The organism is Corallococcus sp. AB011P (genome assembly GCF_003611605.1).
GTDB classification, from domain to species: Bacteria; Myxococcota; Myxococcia; order Myxococcales; family Myxococcaceae; genus Corallococcus; species Corallococcus coralloides.
In genome coordinates this window covers 1-15,666 of record NZ_RAVX01000029.1, presented here as the reverse complement: position 1 = coordinate 15,666, position 15,666 = coordinate 1, and the positions used below count along the sequence as shown (strand labels likewise).

The following is a 15,666-nucleotide window of genomic DNA, read 5'->3' as shown; positions in this document are numbered from 1 at the left end:
TCCGCCGCCGTACCCTGGCAGTTCCCCCGGGGCCTTCCCGTCGTCGAGGTTGGAAGGCCCACTGATCATCTCCGGAAGTATGGCCTCTCAGTCCCAGAAGAAGACCCCTCGCGCTGGCTTCGCCGCGCTCATTGGCCGGCCCAACGTGGGCAAGAGCACGCTGCTCAACGTGCTCACGGGCGAGAAGATCGCCATTGTCTCGCCCAAGCCGCAGACCACCCGCAACCGCATCCTGGGCGTGGTGACGCGCCCGGAAGGGCAGGTGGCGTTCATCGACACTCCCGGCATCCACCAGGCCAAGGGAGAGCTCAACCGCTACATGGTGGAGGCCGCCCTCTCCGCGGCAGAGGAGGTGGACCTGGTCCTCTTCCTCATCGAGCCCCCCCAGGGCGAGACGCTGGACGTGACGCCGGGCAACCGCGCCATCCTCGAGCGGCTGCAGAAGGTGGGCAAGCCTACCTTCCTGGTCATCAACAAGATCGACTCCATCCCCAAGGCGAAGCTGCTGCCGCTCATCGCGCTCTACGGCCAGCAGTTCCCCTTCGCGGAGGTGGTGCCCATCTCCGCGCGGGAGAAGGACGGCGTGGAGAACCTGTTCCAGGTCGTGCTGGGCCACATGCAGGAGGGCGAGCCTCTCTTCGCGGAGGACATGCTCACGGATCAGCAGGAGCGCGTGCTGGTGGCGGAGTACATCCGCGAGCAGGTGCTGCGGCACTGCCGCCAGGAGATCCCGTACTCCACCGCGGTGCTGGTGGACGTGTTCGATGAATCCGAGCGCGAGCCGCGCCCCGGCACGCCCCCCGGCCAACTGGGCGGCCTCATCCGCATCGCGGCGTCCATCTACGTGGAGCGCGACAGCCAGAAGGCCATCCTGATTGGCAAGCAGGGGCAGATGCTGAAGCTCATTGGCACGGACGCTCGCAAGTCCGTGCAGCGCCTCTTGGGCGCGCATGTGTACCTGGACCTGCGCGTGCGCGTGGAGGCCCGCTGGAGCGAGCGCGCCGCGGGTTTGAGGAAGCTGGGTTACGAGTGATGTCGCCGCGGAAGTTCGTGTCGCTGACATCGTTGCATTCGAAGTCGTCGTCGCTGTCGAAAGAGACTCCATGAAGCCGCTGGTCGCCATTGTCGGTCGCCCCAACGTGGGCAAGAGCACGCTGTTCAACCGCCTGGTGGGCCGGCGTATCGCGCTCGTGCAGGACGAGCCGGGTGTCACCCGCGACCGGCACTACTCCGACGCGGAGTGGGAGGGCCGCGCCTTCACCCTCATCGACACGGGCGGCTTCGTCCCCGGTGAGAAGGACACGCTGCTCAAGCAGGTGCGCGAGCAGGCGCAGTTCGCGGTGGAGGAGTGCGACGTCATCATCTTCGTGGTGGACGCCCGCGCGGGCATGACGACGGCGGACGAGGCTGTCGCCAACTACCTGCGCAAGTCGGGCAAGCCCGTCGTCGTGGCGGCCAACAAGCTGGACAACGAGTCCGGGCAGATGCAGTCGCTGGCCGGCGAGTTCTTCCGCCTGGGCCTGGGCGACGTGAACGCCATGTCCGCCGAGCACAACCTGGGCATGGGCAGCCTGATGGACTCCGTGGTGTCCAAGCTGCCGGAGAAGCAGGAGGGCGAGGACTCGGAGGCGCCGCCGGACGACGGGAAGATCCGCGTGGCCATCATCGGCCGGCCCAACGTGGGCAAGAGCACCCTGGTCAACGCCATCCTCAAGGAGAAGCGCGTCGTCACCAGCGAGGTCGCCGGCACCACGCGTGACCCCATCGACTCGGAAGTCACGTACAAGGGCAATCAGCTCATCCTCACGGACACCGCGGGCATCCGGCGCAAGAAGACCATCGCGCACCAGGTGGAGCAGTACTCCGTCATCGCGGCGCTGAAGGTCCTGGAGCGCAGCGACGTGGCGGTGCTCCTGATGGACGCCACGGAGCCGGCGGTGGATCAGGACGCGAAGCTCGCGGGCCTGTCCATGGACCGGGGCCGCGCGCTGGTCATCGTCGTCAACAAGTGGGACCTCATCGCGGAGGACAAGCGCCGCCAGGAGGCCTTCCGCGAGGACCTCAAGATCGCCCTCAAGTTCGTGGGCTACGCGCCGGTCATCTTCACGTCCGCCCTGCACGGCTCCAAGGTGGAGAAGGTCGTGGACGTGGCGGTGGAGCTGGCCAAGCAGTTCCGCTTCCGGGCGCCCACCCCGCAGCTCAACAAGCTGCTGGACTACATGGTGGACAACAACCCGGCGCCCATTGTGAAGAGCAAGCCGCTGCGCCTGTACTACATCGCCCAGGTGGCGGCGGCCCCGCCGACCTTCACCCTCACCTGCAACGAACCGCAGGGTGTGCCGGACATGTACAAGCGGTACATCACCAACCAGATCCGCAAGACGTTCGACTTGCGGGTCCCCATCCGGCTGCTCTTCCGCGAGCGGCCAGGCAAGGCCAAGCGCGAGGCGCGCAAGAACCCGCACCTTGCGGGCAAGGGTGGCAAGGGTGGGAAGCGGGCAGGGCGCGACTGACCGCGCACACGCGTTGACACTCCCAGCGGGCGCTCTTTACAGTGCGCCGCTTTCCCAGAGCGAAGAGCACCGTCGAGCCGGAGAGAGGTCCCTTCATCGTGGCCCAGCAGAAGACCGAGAAGATTCGCCAGCAGGAGCTTCGTCAGCCGGACGCCTTCCAGAAGGTGGGCGCGGATGCGCGCGACTGGCTGATGCAGCGCCAGAAGTTCCTCGCCATCGGCGCGGGCGTGCTGGTTTTGGGCGCGGTGGGCGTGGCCATCGCCAGTGAAGTCTCCAGGCGCGGCGAGGAGACTGCCTCCATGGCCCTGGGCCAGGCCCTCACCGTCCTGGACCGCCCCGTGACGGGCGTGGACCCGGTGGACCCGTCCGCCACGGAGCCCCCGTTCCCCACGGAGCAGGCCCGCGACGAGGAGGTCGTGAAGCAGCTGGCCGCCTTCCGCAAGGAGCACGGCGGCACCCGCTCGGCGACGACGGCCGCCCTGCCGCAGGCCAAGGCCGAGTTCCGGCTGGGCCAGAACGACGCCGCCCTGGCGTCCCTGGACGTCTTCCTCAAGGGCGCCCCGGAGAACGACGCCCTGCGCGCGAGCGCCCTGGAGGGCCAGGGCTACGCCTACGAGGCCAAGGGTGACTACGCCCAGGCCATCACCTCCTTCGAGGCGATGGAGAAGGCGGACACCGGCGAGTACCTGGTCGGCATGGGCGCGTACCACAAGGCGCGCATGCTGATTCTCCAGGGCAAGAAGGACGACGCCGCGCAGGTGCTGTCGAAGATTCCGACGGACCACCCGAGCAGCGCCGCGGCCCGTCAGGCCACCGAGCGCATGGCGGTGCTGGCCGCGGAGGGCGTGAAGGTGCCCACGCCGGCGCCTCCCGCCGCGCCGGCCACGGACTCGGGGCAGCCGTAGCGCGCTCATGACCATGCGGCTTGCTCGGTGGAAGCGGTGGGTGGGAATGGTGGCCGGGGCAGGGCTCCTGGCCGGGTGTGCGACGGCGCCGCTGTACGGCAACCCGGAGCTGCCCGCGGCGCCCCGTCAGCCGCCGGTGGACTACTTCCAGGTCAACTGGTGGACGGGGCTCGTCGAAAAGGTCCCGCTGCTGGAGTACTCGCCGCGCGAGCCCGCCTCCCCGGTGTACGACCCGGAGAGCCGGAACGTCATCGTGCAGACGCGTGACGGCTACGTGCGCGCGGTGGGGCCGGACGGGAAGGTGGCCTGGTCGCTGCGCACGGGGGCCCGGGCGCTCGCGGGCGGCCTGGTCAGCGAGGGCGTCGTCTACCTGCCGGGCGGTGACGGCGTGCTGTACGCGCTGGATGGCCGCACCGGCGCGGTGAAGTGGAAGTACGCCACCAGCGAGTCCCTGGCCACGGTGCCGGTGCTCGCGGACGGCCTGGTGCTGGTGACCTCGGACACCGACACGGTGTTCGCGGTGAAGGCGACGGATGGCGCGTGGGCGTGGCAGTACCGGCGCGACCCGCCGTCGGGCTTCACCGTCCGGGGTGCCTCCGCGCCACGGGTGGACCAGGGCACCGCGTACGTCGGCTTCTCCGACGGCTTCCTCGTCGCCCTCAAGGTGGAGGACGGCGGCGTCGTCTGGGAGAAGTCCCTGTCTGGCTCGGGCACGGAGTTCCTGGACGTGGACACCACGCCCGCCATCGACTCGGCGGGGCGGCTGTATGTCGCATCGTACAAGAACGGCCTGTACGCCCTGGAGGCGGACTCCGGCGCCGTCATCTGGAACGCCAGCGTGGGCGGCCTGACGTCGCTGCTGGCGCGGGGCGAGGTGGTGTTCGCCACCGGCGACGGCCGCGTGGACGCCTACCTGGGAGAGACGGGAAAGCTCATCTGGTCGCTCCCTCTCAAGAACAGGACGGCGCTCGCTCCGGTGTTGGCCAGGGGAATGCTGCTGGTGCCCAACGAGCGTGCGCTGCTGTTCGTGGACCCGACGACGGGCAAGTCGCGCATGGCGTGGAACCCGGGCGTGGGCATCTCCGCGCCGCCGTTCGTGGTGGGCTCGCGGGTGTACGTGCTGTCCAACAACGCGTACCTGTACGCGCTGGACCTGAACGACGTGAAGAAGGGGCCGCGCGGGTGACGCGCGCCGTGCCCCGGACGGTGCGGGTGGTGGCCGCGCTGATTCCCCGGCCCGGTCCGGAAGACGGCGGGCCGCGGTACCTGGTCCAGCAGCGCCTGCCCGGTGGGAGCCGCGCGCTCCTCTGGGAGTTCCCCGGCGGCAAGGTGGAGGCGGGCGAAACCGACGAGGCCGCCCTCGCGCGCGAGTGCCGCGAGGAGCTGGACGTGGAGCTGTCCGTGGGCCGCCGCCTGTGGGAGGGCCGGCACATGTACCCGGACCTCACGGTGGAGCTGGTGCTGTTCGCGGCCACGCTGGTGTCCGGCGAGCCGAAGCCGCTGGGCGCGCACCAGCTGGCGTTCCACACGCCCACGGAGATGCAGGCGCTGCCGTTCTGCGAGGCGGACGTGCCGCTCCTGGATGATCTGCTGGCGGGAAGGCTGGGTGCGCTCGATTGATGCTGCTGCACACGTTCCAGCTCATCCCCGGCGTGGGGCCGTGGCGCGAGAAGGACCTGTGGTCCAAGGGCATCCGGACCTGGGATGACTTCCCGGACGGCGGCATCGTCATCAGCCGTAAGGCGGACACGGCGGCCCGCGAGCGCATCGCGGAGGCGCGGGCGGCGCTGGCCCGGAGGGACCTGAAGGACCTGGCCCGCATGGTGCCGCCGCGCGAGCACTGGCGCCTGTTCCCGGTGTTCCAGGACGACGCCGTCTACTTCGACATCGAGACGGACGGCAGCCAGACGCAGGTGCCCACGGTGGTGAGCCTGTTCGACGCCGCGGGGCTGCACGTCTTCATCCAGGGCCGGAACATGGACGCGCTGCCGGAGGCCATGGCGAAGCGGCGGCTGTGGGTGACGTTCAACGGCTCGTGCTTCGACGTGCCGGTGCTGAAGGAGTACTTCGGCGAGAAGCACTTCCCGGTGCCGGAGGCGCACATCGACCTGCGCTTCGTCACGCGGCGGCTGGGGATGGGCGGCGGGCTGAAGGAGATTGAAGACAAGCTGGGCGTGGGCCGGCCGCCGCACCTGAAGGGCGTCAACGGCTACGACGCGGTGCTGCTGTGGCGCGCGTACCTGCGGCGCGGCGACGTGGAGGCCCTGCGCTACCTGGTGGAGTACAACCTCTACGACTCGTTCCAGCTCCGGTCGCTGATGGACCTTGCGTACAACAAGGGCGCGGACGACCTGAACCTGGACGTCCCCCGGCTGAAGGTGTTCGAGCGCGGGGAGCTGCTCTACGACGTGAGCCGGCTGCTGCTGGAGCTGGGCCCCACCGAGCGCGACCTGGACACGCTCGCGCGCGTGCGGGCCATGGAGCAGGATTCCTGAGCGGCCAGGTCGTGCCTTGGGTGGGCAGGCCGCGGCCCGGCACGCCGTGGGGCATTCCCAGCCGCCGCGTGGCGCTCACTCGAATCACGACGCTGCCGGTGACGGACGCGGAGTGGGCGGGCGACGGCTTCGTGCTGCCTCCCTCGGGCTCGGGCTCGGACGCCGCGGTGGGGTTGGCCGTGGGCGTGCGGCGCCTGGCCGTGCTCGGAGCGCTTGAGTCCTGGCCGCCGGGGCGCGCGCTGGAGCTGCCTCGGACCGCGGGGCTCGTGGCGCTGCATCCGTCGCTCGGGTGCGCGGCGGTGCTGGGGCCGGGGCGCATCGAGGTGGTGGGCCGGGCGCTGGATGGGAGTCCGGTGGAGACACCCGCGCGGGCCTGGACGCGGAACACGCAGGCCCTGGGGTTCGACGTCACCGGCGAGGGCCTGTGGACGAGCGGCGTCGAGGATGGGCGGGCGTCGCTTCGCGTCCTGGATGCCCGAACGTTATCAGACGTGGCGGGGACGGAGGCGGGGCTCGAGCTCGGCACGCCGGCGCTGGGTGAGGACGACCTGGACGGGCTGCACGAATGGATGCCGCATCCGAGCCTTCCGGTGATGGGCGTGGCGGTGAGCCTGGGCCAGGAGGGCACGTGGCTCACGTTCGTGGAGCGCGGCGCCGCGGGGCTCGTGCGTGGCGCGGCGGTGGCTTCGGTGGAGGCGCCGTTCTATCCGGCGGGGTTCCTTCCGGACGGTTCGGGTTTCATCGGCGTGGGCGGCACGTGGGTGCGGCGCTGGACGTACCCGGAGGCCACGCTGGCGGCGGAGTTCCTGCTGCCGGAACAGGGCACGCTCGCCACGGGGTACAGCGGGCTGGTGACGGAGCGCGCGGTGCTGGTGGCGGTGGAGGACCTGTTGGAGGCGGGGGAGTGGTACCTGCTTCAACTGGACCCGGACTCGCTGCGGCCCGTGTGCGCGTGGGAGCTGCCGTTGTCCACGGAGGCCGTCACGTCGGTGCACCTGCTGCCCGGTGGCTTCATTCTGTCGCCGGAGGACGGCCAGCTCTGGCGCCTGCCTGACGAGCTCCTCTCCGCGCGGTGAACACAGACGGCGCGGATTGTTCACGCGCGCGTGGAATGGCTCGGAGGCCTGTCTGTAAGGTCCGGGACCATGAGCGATCCGAACTTCGTGAATCAGGGCCCTGGAGCCATTCCGCCGCCGCCGGAGGCCGAGCCGCCCAAGGCTCCGTCGCGGGGCAAGGTCCTGGGCATCCTGATCGCGCTGATGGTGGTGGGGGTGGTGGCTTCGTACTTCGGCATGAGGCGCCAGTCGGAGGCGCCGCCCGTGGTGACGGCGCCGCCCGTGGTGGACGCGGGCGTGGCGGAGGTGCCTCCGGAGGTGTCGCTGCCGGAGAGCGACGGGCGCATCCGCGACCTGGTGGGCAAGCTGTCAGTGGACCCGGAGCTGGCGAAGTGGCTCCAGGAGCGCGACCTGGCGCGCCGGTTCACCGCGTCCGTGAGCAACATCGCTGACGGTGAGAGTCCTCATGCCTCGCTGTTGTTCATGGCGCCCGTGGGGGCGTTCCAGGTGGGCGCGGCCGGGGCGAACGGGCGCTCGGAGATCGCGCCGCTGAGCTACGCGCGCTACGACCTGGTGGCCCGGGTGTTGGGTTCGATGGACGCGTCCGGCGCGGCGATGGTGTACCGGGAGCTGAAGCCGCTCATCGACCAGGCGTACCGGGAGATCGCGCCGCCGGACCAGGGGTTCGAGACCGCGTTTGGCCGGGCCATCCAGCACCTGCTGGCGGTGCCGGTGCCGCGGGGGCCGGTGGAGGTGGAGCCCAAGGGCGCGCTGTATGTCTATGCGTCGCCGGAGCTGGAGGGGCTGAGCAAGGCCCAGAAGCACTTGCTGCGGATGGGCCCGGTGAACATGCGGCTCATCCAGGCGAAGCTGCGGGAGCTGCGCACGGCGCTGAACCTGCCGACCCCAGCGCCGGCCACGCCCGAACCGTTGCCGGACCAAACGCCGGGGCAGTCAGAAACCCAGGAATGACGGCTACTTGGACTTCTTCTTGCCGCCCTTGGCGGGCGCCGGAGGCGGCTTGGGCTTTTCCTTGTCGCCGATGATCTGGAACGAGGCCCGGAGGTCCTCGACGTCGCGGCCGCGCGAGTCCTGGAACGACGAGCCGGTCTGCGAGTCGACGACGAGGGTGTACGAGTAGCCGGTCTTGAGCGGCTGCGGCAGGTGGATGCGGTACACGAGGCCGTCATCGGCCTCGGACACGGAGTCGTCGGAGACCATGGCCCGGTCGGCTTCGTCCATGAGCCGGACGCGGTAGTTCTTGAGGCCCAGGGTGCTGCGCAGCTCCAGGTCGGAGGTGGGCTCCACGAGCGGTTTTTCCTCCAGGGCCAGGGGGATGAGCGCGGAGCCGCCGTCTGGCGACAGGTACTGGAGCGTGAAGACCACGGCCTCGGGGCCCGAGTCCGGGGCCGCCGTGGCGCCGGTGACGCCGCCGTCCACGGGGGCCTGGGGCGTCTTGTCGGGACAGCCCGTCAGCAGGGCCGCGGTGAGGCCGCAAAGCGCGGCGAGTCCGGTTCGTCGGAAGAGGCGCATGGGGCGGCAAGGTACGTTCCGGAACCGGGCTCGGGAAGCACGAGATTCCAGGGCATGGCGGCCGGAGGTTGGTGGCCGACGGTGGCGTGTATGGCGGCAATGGCCGTTCGACATGTGCGGGCCTGGGGGCGCGGTGACGTCCGATGATTGGCGGAGGGTGATCGACCTGGGCCTGGCGCTCGCGAACGGTGCGGAGCTGCCGCAAGACCCCGGGATGCCCGAGCTGCTGCGCAGGATGGCTCCCCAGGTGGGAATGACCTGTTCGGGCGGGCATTCGGAGCGTCCGACTCGCTCAAGGCGAGCGGGGACAAGGCCGGGGCCCGGAAGGTGCTTGAGGACTGGACCACGTCGATGAGCCCGACGACACGTGGATGAGCCCGACGACACGTGAACGACGGACCCGGGCCGGTTACGCGGACGTCCGTGGAGGTTCTGGGCGGGCCGGGGAAGCGCCTGGAATCCTTGGGGAACCCCCAGTCGAAACGTCTGATAAACGTCTGATAAGAAGCGTTATGTAAACTGGGCCTCTGGGGTCCCAGGTGGGGTTCGTTGAGGCCCGTTCCCTGCCCGGCGCCGTGGCACCATCCACCGCGATTCCGCCGGTTCCGGCTCATCACGAGGCTCCTTCGGCGCATGGACTCCCCTCATTCCGACGGCGTAACCCGGGGTTCGTCAACGCGGCCTCGCTGGCCCTCATGGCCGTGGTGACCTGGCAGCTGGGCCGAGCGGCCCTGGTAGATGGCTGGAGCGTGCCGCGCGTTCCTCGTCATGCGCGGGATGCTCAAGGAAATGCCGGGACCGGAGACGCGCGCGTACGACGTGTTTGCCTCCATCCAGCGGAAGTTCTACGCCGATGGGGAGGACCCGACCGTGGCGTCCTTCTACGAGAGCGTTTGCGCCGCGCACGGACTCGACTTCAAGGTGTTCCTCAACCGGTTCGACCATGCGGACGCGAAGCGGGCGACGGCGAACGAGTTCCAGGAGGTCAGGGCCCTGGGCGTGAGCGGGTTCCCCACCGTGCTCTTCCGTGGCGGCGCCGGCCTCGAAGTGCTCGCGAGCGGCTTCGTGACCGGACCGCGCATGGTCGAGGCGCTCGCTCGGGCGACGCAGCGGGCACGAGGCGAGGCCTGACATTCCGGGGAGACCGGGCTGGGGTTCATTGGGGCCTGTCCCCCGCCCGGCTCCGTGGGTACAGCTCAAGGGCGCCTGCCAAACGCAGGCGCCCAGCGCCTCGTCAGAGGCTCAGGCCCGGCACCTGCACGGGCGTGAGGCGCTGGGTGGTCGTCCCGTCGCCGAGTCGGCCATACATGTTGAAGCCCCAGGCCCAGACGGTGCCGTCCTGTTTCAAGGCGAGTGAGTGGGAGGCGCCACCCGCGAGGGTCGCGACGCCCGTCAGGCCCGGCACCTGCACGGGCGTGAGGCGCTGGGTGGTCGTCCCGTCGCCGAGTCGGCCATAAGTGTTGTCGCCCCAGGCCCAGACGGTGCCGTCCTGCTTCAAGGCCAGCGAGTGGGAGTTGCCACCAGCGAGGGCCGCGATGCCCGTCAGACCCTGCATCTGCACGGGCGTGAGGCGCTGGGTGGTTGTCCCGTCGCCGAGCTGGCCCTGGGTGTTGTCGCCCCAGGCCCAGACGGTGCCGTCCTGCTTCAAGGCCAGCGAGTGGGAGTTGCCACCAGTGATGGCCGCGACGCCCGTCAGGCCCGGCACCTGCACGGGCGTTCGGCGTTGGGTGGTTGTCCCGTCGCCGAGCTGGCCCTGGGTGTTGTCGCCCCAGGCCCAGACGGTGCCGTCCTGCTTCAATGCGAGCGAGTGGAGGGAGCCAGCGGCGAGGGCTGCGACGCCCGTCAAGCCCTGCACCTGCACCGGCGTGAGGCGCTGGGTGATTGTCCCGTCGCCGAGTTGGCCCTGGCCGTTGTAGCCCCAGGCCCAGACGGTGCCGTCCTGCTTCAAGGCCAACGTGTGGTGGATGCCAGCGGCGAGGGCCGCGACGCCCGTCAAGCCCTGCACCTGCACGGGTGTAAGGCGCTGGGTGGTTGTCCCGTCGCCGAGTTGGCCATTGTTGGTCCCCCAGGCCCAGACGGTGCCGTCCTGCTTCACGGCGAGCGAGTGGAGGGAGCCAGCGGCGAAGGCCGCGACGCCCGTCAAGCCCTGCACTTGCACGGGCGTGAGGCGGTCGGCGCCTGTCCCGTCGCCGAGCTGGCCCTGGCCGTTGGAGCCCCAGGCCCAGACGGTGCCGTCCTGCTTCAAGGCCAGCGTGTGGCCGCTGCCCGCAGCGAGACGAGCCCCGCTGCTCGCTGTGCATGGCGCTCCACCCTGGAGGGCGAAGGCGAAGCGGGTGGAGAGGCCGAGCGCATTGGTGACAGTGGCCGTCACCGAGGGCGGGTTGCCCACCGGCACGCACGCGGGCGCCGTCCAGAGGACTTCGCTTGTCGTGGCCGCGCTGGTGGCCGTGCCCAGCAAGCCAGTGCTGGTGGCCCAGGTGAAGCTCAGCGCGCTGCTCTGCGGGTCCTTCGCCTTCACCCGGAAGACAATGGTGCCGCCGGACGCGGGCACCGAGGCAACGGACTGGAACGTCTCCACCACCTCGGGCGGGAACTGCGCGGTGGTGGGCGACGTCGAAACGTAGAGGGTGAGACTGCCCGTGCCCTGCCCGCCCCGGCCATCCTGTACCAGGACCGTCAGCTTGCAGGTGCCGCCGGAGGGCTGGGCCGAGGGCGTGAAGCTGGCGCTGGCGGAAGCGGCATTCGTCCACGTGCCCTCGCAGTTGGCCGTCCATTGGTAGTTGAGGCCGTCCCCATCCGCGTCGCTGGCGGAGGCCGTCACCTGGGTGGACTGGCCGACGGCGATGGATGACGGCAGGGCCGTCACGCCGACCACTCGAGGCCAGGTGTTGAAGGAAACGTTGACGGCCGCGCTTCCGTTGCCGGTGCTCACCGTGATGGTGACGCTGAGGGAGGCACTGGCGCCCTTCGAGTCCGTCACCGTCAACGTCAGCATCACCTGGCCCGCGGAGGCTGGCGCCGTCCAGGTAGTGGTGAGGCTGGAAGCAGCGCTGAAGCTGCCGGAGGGCGAAGTCCACGCGTACGTGAGCGTGTCACCCGCGTTGGGGTCGTCCGCGGTGGCCTGCAGCGCGACCTGTCCGCTCGGGGCGACGGTGCCAGGGCTGGCCACCAGGGAGAGAATGCGAGGCGCCACGTTCTCAAAGGGCGCCGGCGCATTCACCTCCTGGAGCAGCAGCGTCACCGCCGTCGTCTGTCCGGCCTGGATGGTGACGGACGTCACATGGCCAGAGTAGCGCACGGTGTTGGAGGCATCGAAGGCCTGGGCGCTGAAGAGGCGGCCGCCGCCTGTGGGCAGCTGGCCCAGCACCCCACCCCACTGCCCGCCTGTCTTCACCAAGGCGTCGGTGCGCGTCGTCATGCCGGGGCCGGAGGTGGTGAGCTCCACGCGGGTGACGTCGCTGGCGCTCAGCGCTTGGGGCAGCGTCACCACGGCCTGGGCGCTGCCCTCTTGTGCTGGCTGTGCGCCTCCGCAGCCTGTCAGTGCCAGCACCAGGCCCAGGGCCAGCAGTGCCAGCCTGCTTCGACTCTCTCTTCTCATGGACGACTCCAGCGCGTGGGACGGGGGCCTTCCGCCAGAGAGCGGGCCTGTCCGGCCACGCCCCGGTGGCCCACCGGCGGAAGGTGCGCCGGACTCTATGGGGCGTCCTCGCGCCCGCGCTCCTGAGTCGCCGCCGCGCCGGAGATGTCGCTCAGCACTCCCCTGCGCCTTCCCCCTCCATGCTACCCAACGGGGTGAGGTCGCACTCCCCTGCCACTTCTGCCCCGCGTTGTCCGGGCGCCCGGACAACGACTGTAGGAAGCACTGCCTCTTCCCCCGTGGCGGCCCCCGACGACGCTCCAGGCACTCCCTACCCTCCTCCTGCCCCTGGGCCCCTGCCGCAGACGTCTGCGGGTGGATTGGCCGGTTAAATGTAAACTAACTGGATAATCCAGCCGGTCCCGACCGCCCGGCTACATCTCGTCGCCGGCCTCGCGGATCCGCTTCAGCCGCTTCACCAGAAGCTCCGCGCGGTGACGGGCTTCGGGGTTGTCCCCTGCTCGCTTTTGGACCCATCGGATGCTGAGGGCGTCACCGTCCGAGTCGCTGGCGGAGGCCGTCACCTGGGTGGCCTGGCCGACAGCGACGGAGGTCGCGCGCCCGGCTCCTCAGGGGCGCCGCATTCTCGAAGGGAGCGGGAGCATTCACTTCCTGCAGCAGCAGGGTGACAGCCGCCGAGCAGCCCTTTGCCCGCGCTCCTGAGTCACTGCGGCGCAGGCGCCCGCAGTCCTGCACCATCCTCCGACGGCGCAGCCGGAGTTAACCGGCCAATGGCAGCCGTCCGCGCAGGGATGTCGGGTTGGACCGCCGTGGCGCTGGGGTGACTCAGGAGCGACGGGTAGGGACTCTCGTTAGAGTCCTGCGCTCCTCTCCTGAGTCAGGCCCCCGTCCGCGTGGGCGCGGAGTGCCTCTCGGGGAGGCCCAACCAGTTGCACCCGGGGGAGAAGTCCATGAGAAGAGAGAGTCGAAGTGGGCTGGCGTGTCTGGCCTTGGGCTTGGTGATGGCATTGGCCGGGTGCGGTGGGGCGCAACAGCCGGAGGAGGCGGAAGGCAGTGCGCAGGTGGTGGGTACGCTGCCGCAGGCCCTCAGCGCCAGCGACGTGGCGCGGGTGGAGCTCACGGTGTCGGGCACCGGCATGACGACGCGTACCGAGGTGCTGGTGAAGTCCGGCGCTCAATGGGGCGGCGTCCTGGGGCAGTTGCCCGCCGGCACGGGGCGCACCTTCAGCGCCCAGGCCTTCGACGCCTCCAACACCGTGCGCTACGCCGGCCAGGTGACGCCCGTCACCATCCTCGCGGGGCAGACGACGTCGGTGACGCTGCTCTTGCAGGAGGTGAATGCGCCGCCGCCCTTCGACAACGTGGCTCCGCGGATTACCTCCCTGGTGGCCAGCCCCGGCACGGTAGCCCCGGGCGGCGTGGTGGCCCTGCAGGCCACCGCGCAAGACGCCAACGCGGGCGACACCCTCACCTCCGCCTGGACGGCCAGCACGGGCAGCTTCAGCGCCGCCTCCAGCCTCTCCACGGCCTGGACGGCGCCGGCCGCTTCCGGCCCCGTGGTGCTGACGCTGAAGGTGACGGACTCCAAGGGCGCCTCCGCGGCCCTCAGCGTCACGGTGACGGTGAGCACCGGCAATGGCAGCGCGGCCGTCAACGTCACCGTCAACACCTGGCCCCAGGTGGCCGGGGTGACAGCGCTGCCGTCCTCCGTGGCCGTCGGCCAGGCGACGGCAGTGGCGGCCGTCGCGAGCGACGCGGACGGGGACAGCCTCTCCTACCAGTGGACGGCCTCGTGCGCGGGGACGTGGACGAATGCCACCTCGGCGAGCGCCAGCTTTACGCCCTCGGCGCAACCGTCCGGCGGCACCTGCGCGCTCACCGTGGTGGCCTCGGACGGCCGCGGCGGGCAGGGGCAGGGCAGTCTGGGCATCTACGTGGGCCCAGGGACTTCAGGGCGCTTCCCGCCCGAAGTGGTGGAGACGTTCCAGTCCATCGCCTCGGTGCCGGCGTCCGGCGGCACCGTCGTCTTCCGGGTGAAGGCGCTGGATGCCCAGGGTAGTGCCCTTGGCTTCACCTGGGCCACCAGCACCGGCACGCTGGGCACGGCCACCAGCACCGCCTCCACCAGCCAGGTCCTCTGGACGGCGCCCTCCTGTGTCACCTCGGGCACGACGGCCTCGGTGACGGCCACCGTCACCAACGCCCTCGGCCTCTCCACCCGCTTCGCCTTCGCCCTCCAGGGCGGCGCCGCCTGCGCTGCGAGCAGCGGGGCTCGTCTCGGGGCGGGCGGGTATCATAGTCTCGCCTTGAGGCAGGACGGCACCTTCTGGGCCTGGGGCGACAACGGCTATGGCCAGCTCGGCGACGGGACCACCACCCAGCGCCTCACGCCCGTGCCCGTGCAGGTGCAGGGCCTGACGGGCGTCGCGGCCCTCGCCACTGGCTACAATCACTCGCTCGCCGTGAAGCAGGACGGCACCGTCTGGGCCTGGGGCTCCAACGCCTACGGCCAGCTCGGCGACGGGACCACCACCCAGCGCCTCACGCCCGTGCAGGTGCAGGGCCTGACGGGCGTCGCGGCCCTCGCCACTGGCTACTACCACTCGCTCGCCTTGAAGCAGGACGGCACCGTCTGGGCCTGGGGCCGCAACGAGTACGGCCAGCTCGGCGACGGGACCGTCACGAACCGCCCCACGCCCGTGCAGGTGCAGGGCCTGACGGGCGTCGCGGCCCTCGCTGCTGGCGGCTTCGCCTCGCTCGCCTTGAAGCAGGACGGCACCGTCTGGGCCTGGGGTTACAACGGCAATGGCGAGCTCGGCGACGGGACGACCACGAACCGCCCCACGCCGGTGCAGGTGCAGGGCCTGACGGGCGTCGCGGCCCTCGCTGCTGGCGGCTACCACGCGCTCGCCTTGACGCAGAACGGTACCGTCTGGGCCTGGGGACGCAACGTCGAGGGCCAGCTCGGCGACGGGACAGTTACGGACCGCCTTACGCCCGTGCGGGTGCCGGGCTTGACGGGCGTCGCAGCCCTCGCCGCTGGCACCTTCCACTCGCTCGCCTTGAAACAGGACGGCACCGCCTGGGCCTGCGGACGCAACGTCGAGGGCCAGCTCGGCGACGGGACCGTCACGAACCGCCCCACGCCCGTGCAGGTGCCGGGCTTGACGGGTGTCGCGGCCCTCGCCGCTAGCCACAACCACACGCTCGCCTTGAGGCAAGACGGCACCGTCTGGGCCTGGGGCTGGAATCCCTACGGCCAGCTCGGCGACGGGACCACCACCCAGCGCCTCACGCCCGTGCAGGTGCCGGGCCTGAGTCTCTGACAAGCGCCTCCTCACCCCCGTCTGGACGGGGCGAAGGAGATGCGCTCATCCAGCGCGCCTTCGCCGCCCTTTCAAAATGTCTCGAGGAAGGTCTTCATCTCGCGCAGCACCTCATCATGGTTGGTGAGCCAGACGTAGTGCCGCGCGTGCTCGAGCTTGATGCCCTTCCAGTTCGGCATGCTCATCACGCTCAGCATTTCGGCGTCCCGCTGGAGCGCCCTGGCGCTCAGGGTCCTCAACT

General features: G+C 70.4%; 12 protein-coding genes. 10 read left to right on the top strand and 2 right to left on the bottom strand.

The annotated features are described in order from the left end of the window. Positions 1-79: 79 nt before the first annotated feature. The 8 genes from era to D7X30_RS38225 all read left to right on the top strand — a co-directional run bounded on the left by era (position 80) and on the right by D7X30_RS38225 (position 7,940). Positions 80-1,033 (top strand): GTPase Era, encoded by a 954-nt coding sequence (era, locus tag D7X30_RS38260; protein ID WP_120567928.1) that lies wholly within the window; start codon positions 80-82, stop codon positions 1,031-1,033. A gap of 70 nt (positions 1,034-1,103) precedes the next feature. Further along, positions 1,104-2,513: a ribosome biogenesis GTPase Der gene (gene der, locus D7X30_RS38255; protein ID WP_120567927.1), complete on the top strand. Its 1,410-nt coding sequence runs from the start codon at positions 1,104-1,106 to the stop codon at positions 2,511-2,513. A gap of 95 nt (positions 2,514-2,608) precedes the next feature. Next, positions 2,609-3,418 (top strand): tol-pal system YbgF family protein, encoded by an 810-nt coding sequence (locus D7X30_RS38250; protein WP_370052050.1) that lies wholly within the window; start codon positions 2,609-2,611, stop codon positions 3,416-3,418. Between the two features lie 46 nt (positions 3,419-3,464). Next, entirely contained in the window at positions 3,465-4,604 is a 1,140-nt protein-coding gene (locus D7X30_RS38245) for a PQQ-binding-like beta-propeller repeat protein (RefSeq protein WP_233592071.1), read from the top strand. After that, entirely contained in the window at positions 4,601-5,038 is a 438-nt protein-coding gene (locus D7X30_RS38240) for a (deoxy)nucleoside triphosphate pyrophosphohydrolase (RefSeq protein WP_120567925.1), read from the top strand. The genes D7X30_RS38245 and D7X30_RS38240 overlap by 4 nt, the downstream gene beginning before the upstream one ends. Continuing rightward, positions 5,038-5,913 carry a ribonuclease H-like domain-containing protein gene (locus D7X30_RS38235; RefSeq protein WP_120567924.1) on the top strand — a complete coding sequence of 292 codons (876 nt, stop codon included), beginning with the start codon at positions 5,038-5,040 and terminating at the stop codon, positions 5,911-5,913. The genes D7X30_RS38240 and D7X30_RS38235 overlap by 1 nt, the downstream gene beginning before the upstream one ends. Positions 5,914-5,933: 20 nt before the next feature. After that, a complete protein-coding gene (locus tag D7X30_RS38230) occupies positions 5,934-6,989 on the top strand; it encodes a hypothetical protein (RefSeq protein ID WP_120567923.1) in 1,056 nt (351 codons plus the stop codon). A 69-nt stretch (positions 6,990-7,058) separates the two neighbouring features. Continuing rightward, positions 7,059-7,940 (top strand): DUF3014 domain-containing protein, encoded by an 882-nt coding sequence (locus D7X30_RS38225; RefSeq protein WP_120567922.1) that lies wholly within the window; start codon positions 7,059-7,061, stop codon positions 7,938-7,940. A gap of 3 nt (positions 7,941-7,943) precedes the next feature. Here the strand turns inward: D7X30_RS38225 and D7X30_RS38220 are convergent, their stop codons facing one another. Next, the gene (locus D7X30_RS38220; RefSeq protein ID WP_120567921.1) at positions 7,944-8,501 is read right to left on the bottom strand and encodes a hypothetical protein; all 558 of its coding nucleotides are present in this window, start codon (positions 8,499-8,501) and stop codon (positions 7,944-7,946) included. 738 nt (positions 8,502-9,239) lie between these two features. Here D7X30_RS38220 and D7X30_RS38215 point away from each other — a divergent pair. Next, a complete protein-coding gene (locus D7X30_RS38215) occupies positions 9,240-9,632 on the top strand; it encodes a DsbA family protein (protein ID WP_233592067.1) in 393 nt (130 codons plus the stop codon). A gap of 103 nt (positions 9,633-9,735) precedes the next feature. Here D7X30_RS38215 and D7X30_RS38210 read toward each other — a convergent pair whose 3' ends face one another. Beyond that, positions 9,736-12,099 carry a PKD domain-containing protein gene (locus D7X30_RS38210; protein WP_120567920.1) on the bottom strand — a complete coding sequence of 788 codons (2,364 nt, stop codon included), beginning with the start codon at positions 12,097-12,099 and terminating at the stop codon, positions 9,736-9,738. Positions 12,100-13,049: 950 nt separating this feature from the next. On the opposite strand from D7X30_RS38210, the gene D7X30_RS38205 reads away from it, so the two are divergent. Then, the gene (locus D7X30_RS38205) at positions 13,050-15,425 is read left to right on the top strand and encodes a kelch-like protein (RefSeq protein WP_147443420.1); all 2,376 of its coding nucleotides are present in this window, start codon (positions 13,050-13,052) and stop codon (positions 15,423-15,425) included. Positions 15,426-15,666: the final 241 nt, after the last annotated feature.

Excerpts from the sequence above, each read along its gene's own strand:
- D7X30_RS38245 (WP_233592071.1), top strand. The coding sequence starts at position 3,465 with ATGGTGGCCGGGGCAGGGCTCCTGGCCGGGTGTGCGACGGCGCCGCTG.
- era (WP_120567928.1), top strand. The coding sequence starts at position 80 with ATGGCCTCTCAGTCCCAGAAGAAGACCCCTCGCGCTGGCTTCGCCGCG.
- D7X30_RS38205 (WP_147443420.1), top strand. The coding sequence starts at position 13,050 with ATGAGAAGAGAGAGTCGAAGTGGGCTGGCGTGTCTGGCCTTGGGCTTG.
- der (WP_120567927.1), top strand. The coding sequence starts at position 1,104 with ATGAAGCCGCTGGTCGCCATTGTCGGTCGCCCCAACGTGGGCAAGAGC.
- D7X30_RS38215 (WP_233592067.1), top strand. The coding sequence starts at position 9,240 with ATGGCTGGAGCGTGCCGCGCGTTCCTCGTCATGCGCGGGATGCTCAAG.
- D7X30_RS38210 (WP_120567920.1), bottom strand. The coding sequence starts at position 12,099 with ATGAGAAGAGAGAGTCGAAGCAGGCTGGCACTGCTGGCCCTGGGCCTG.
- D7X30_RS38220 (WP_120567921.1), bottom strand. The coding sequence starts at position 8,501 with ATGCGCCTCTTCCGACGAACCGGACTCGCCGCGCTTTGCGGCCTCACC.
- D7X30_RS38235 (WP_120567924.1), top strand. The coding sequence starts at position 5,038 with ATGCTGCTGCACACGTTCCAGCTCATCCCCGGCGTGGGGCCGTGGCGC.
- D7X30_RS38225 (WP_120567922.1), top strand. The coding sequence starts at position 7,059 with ATGAGCGATCCGAACTTCGTGAATCAGGGCCCTGGAGCCATTCCGCCG.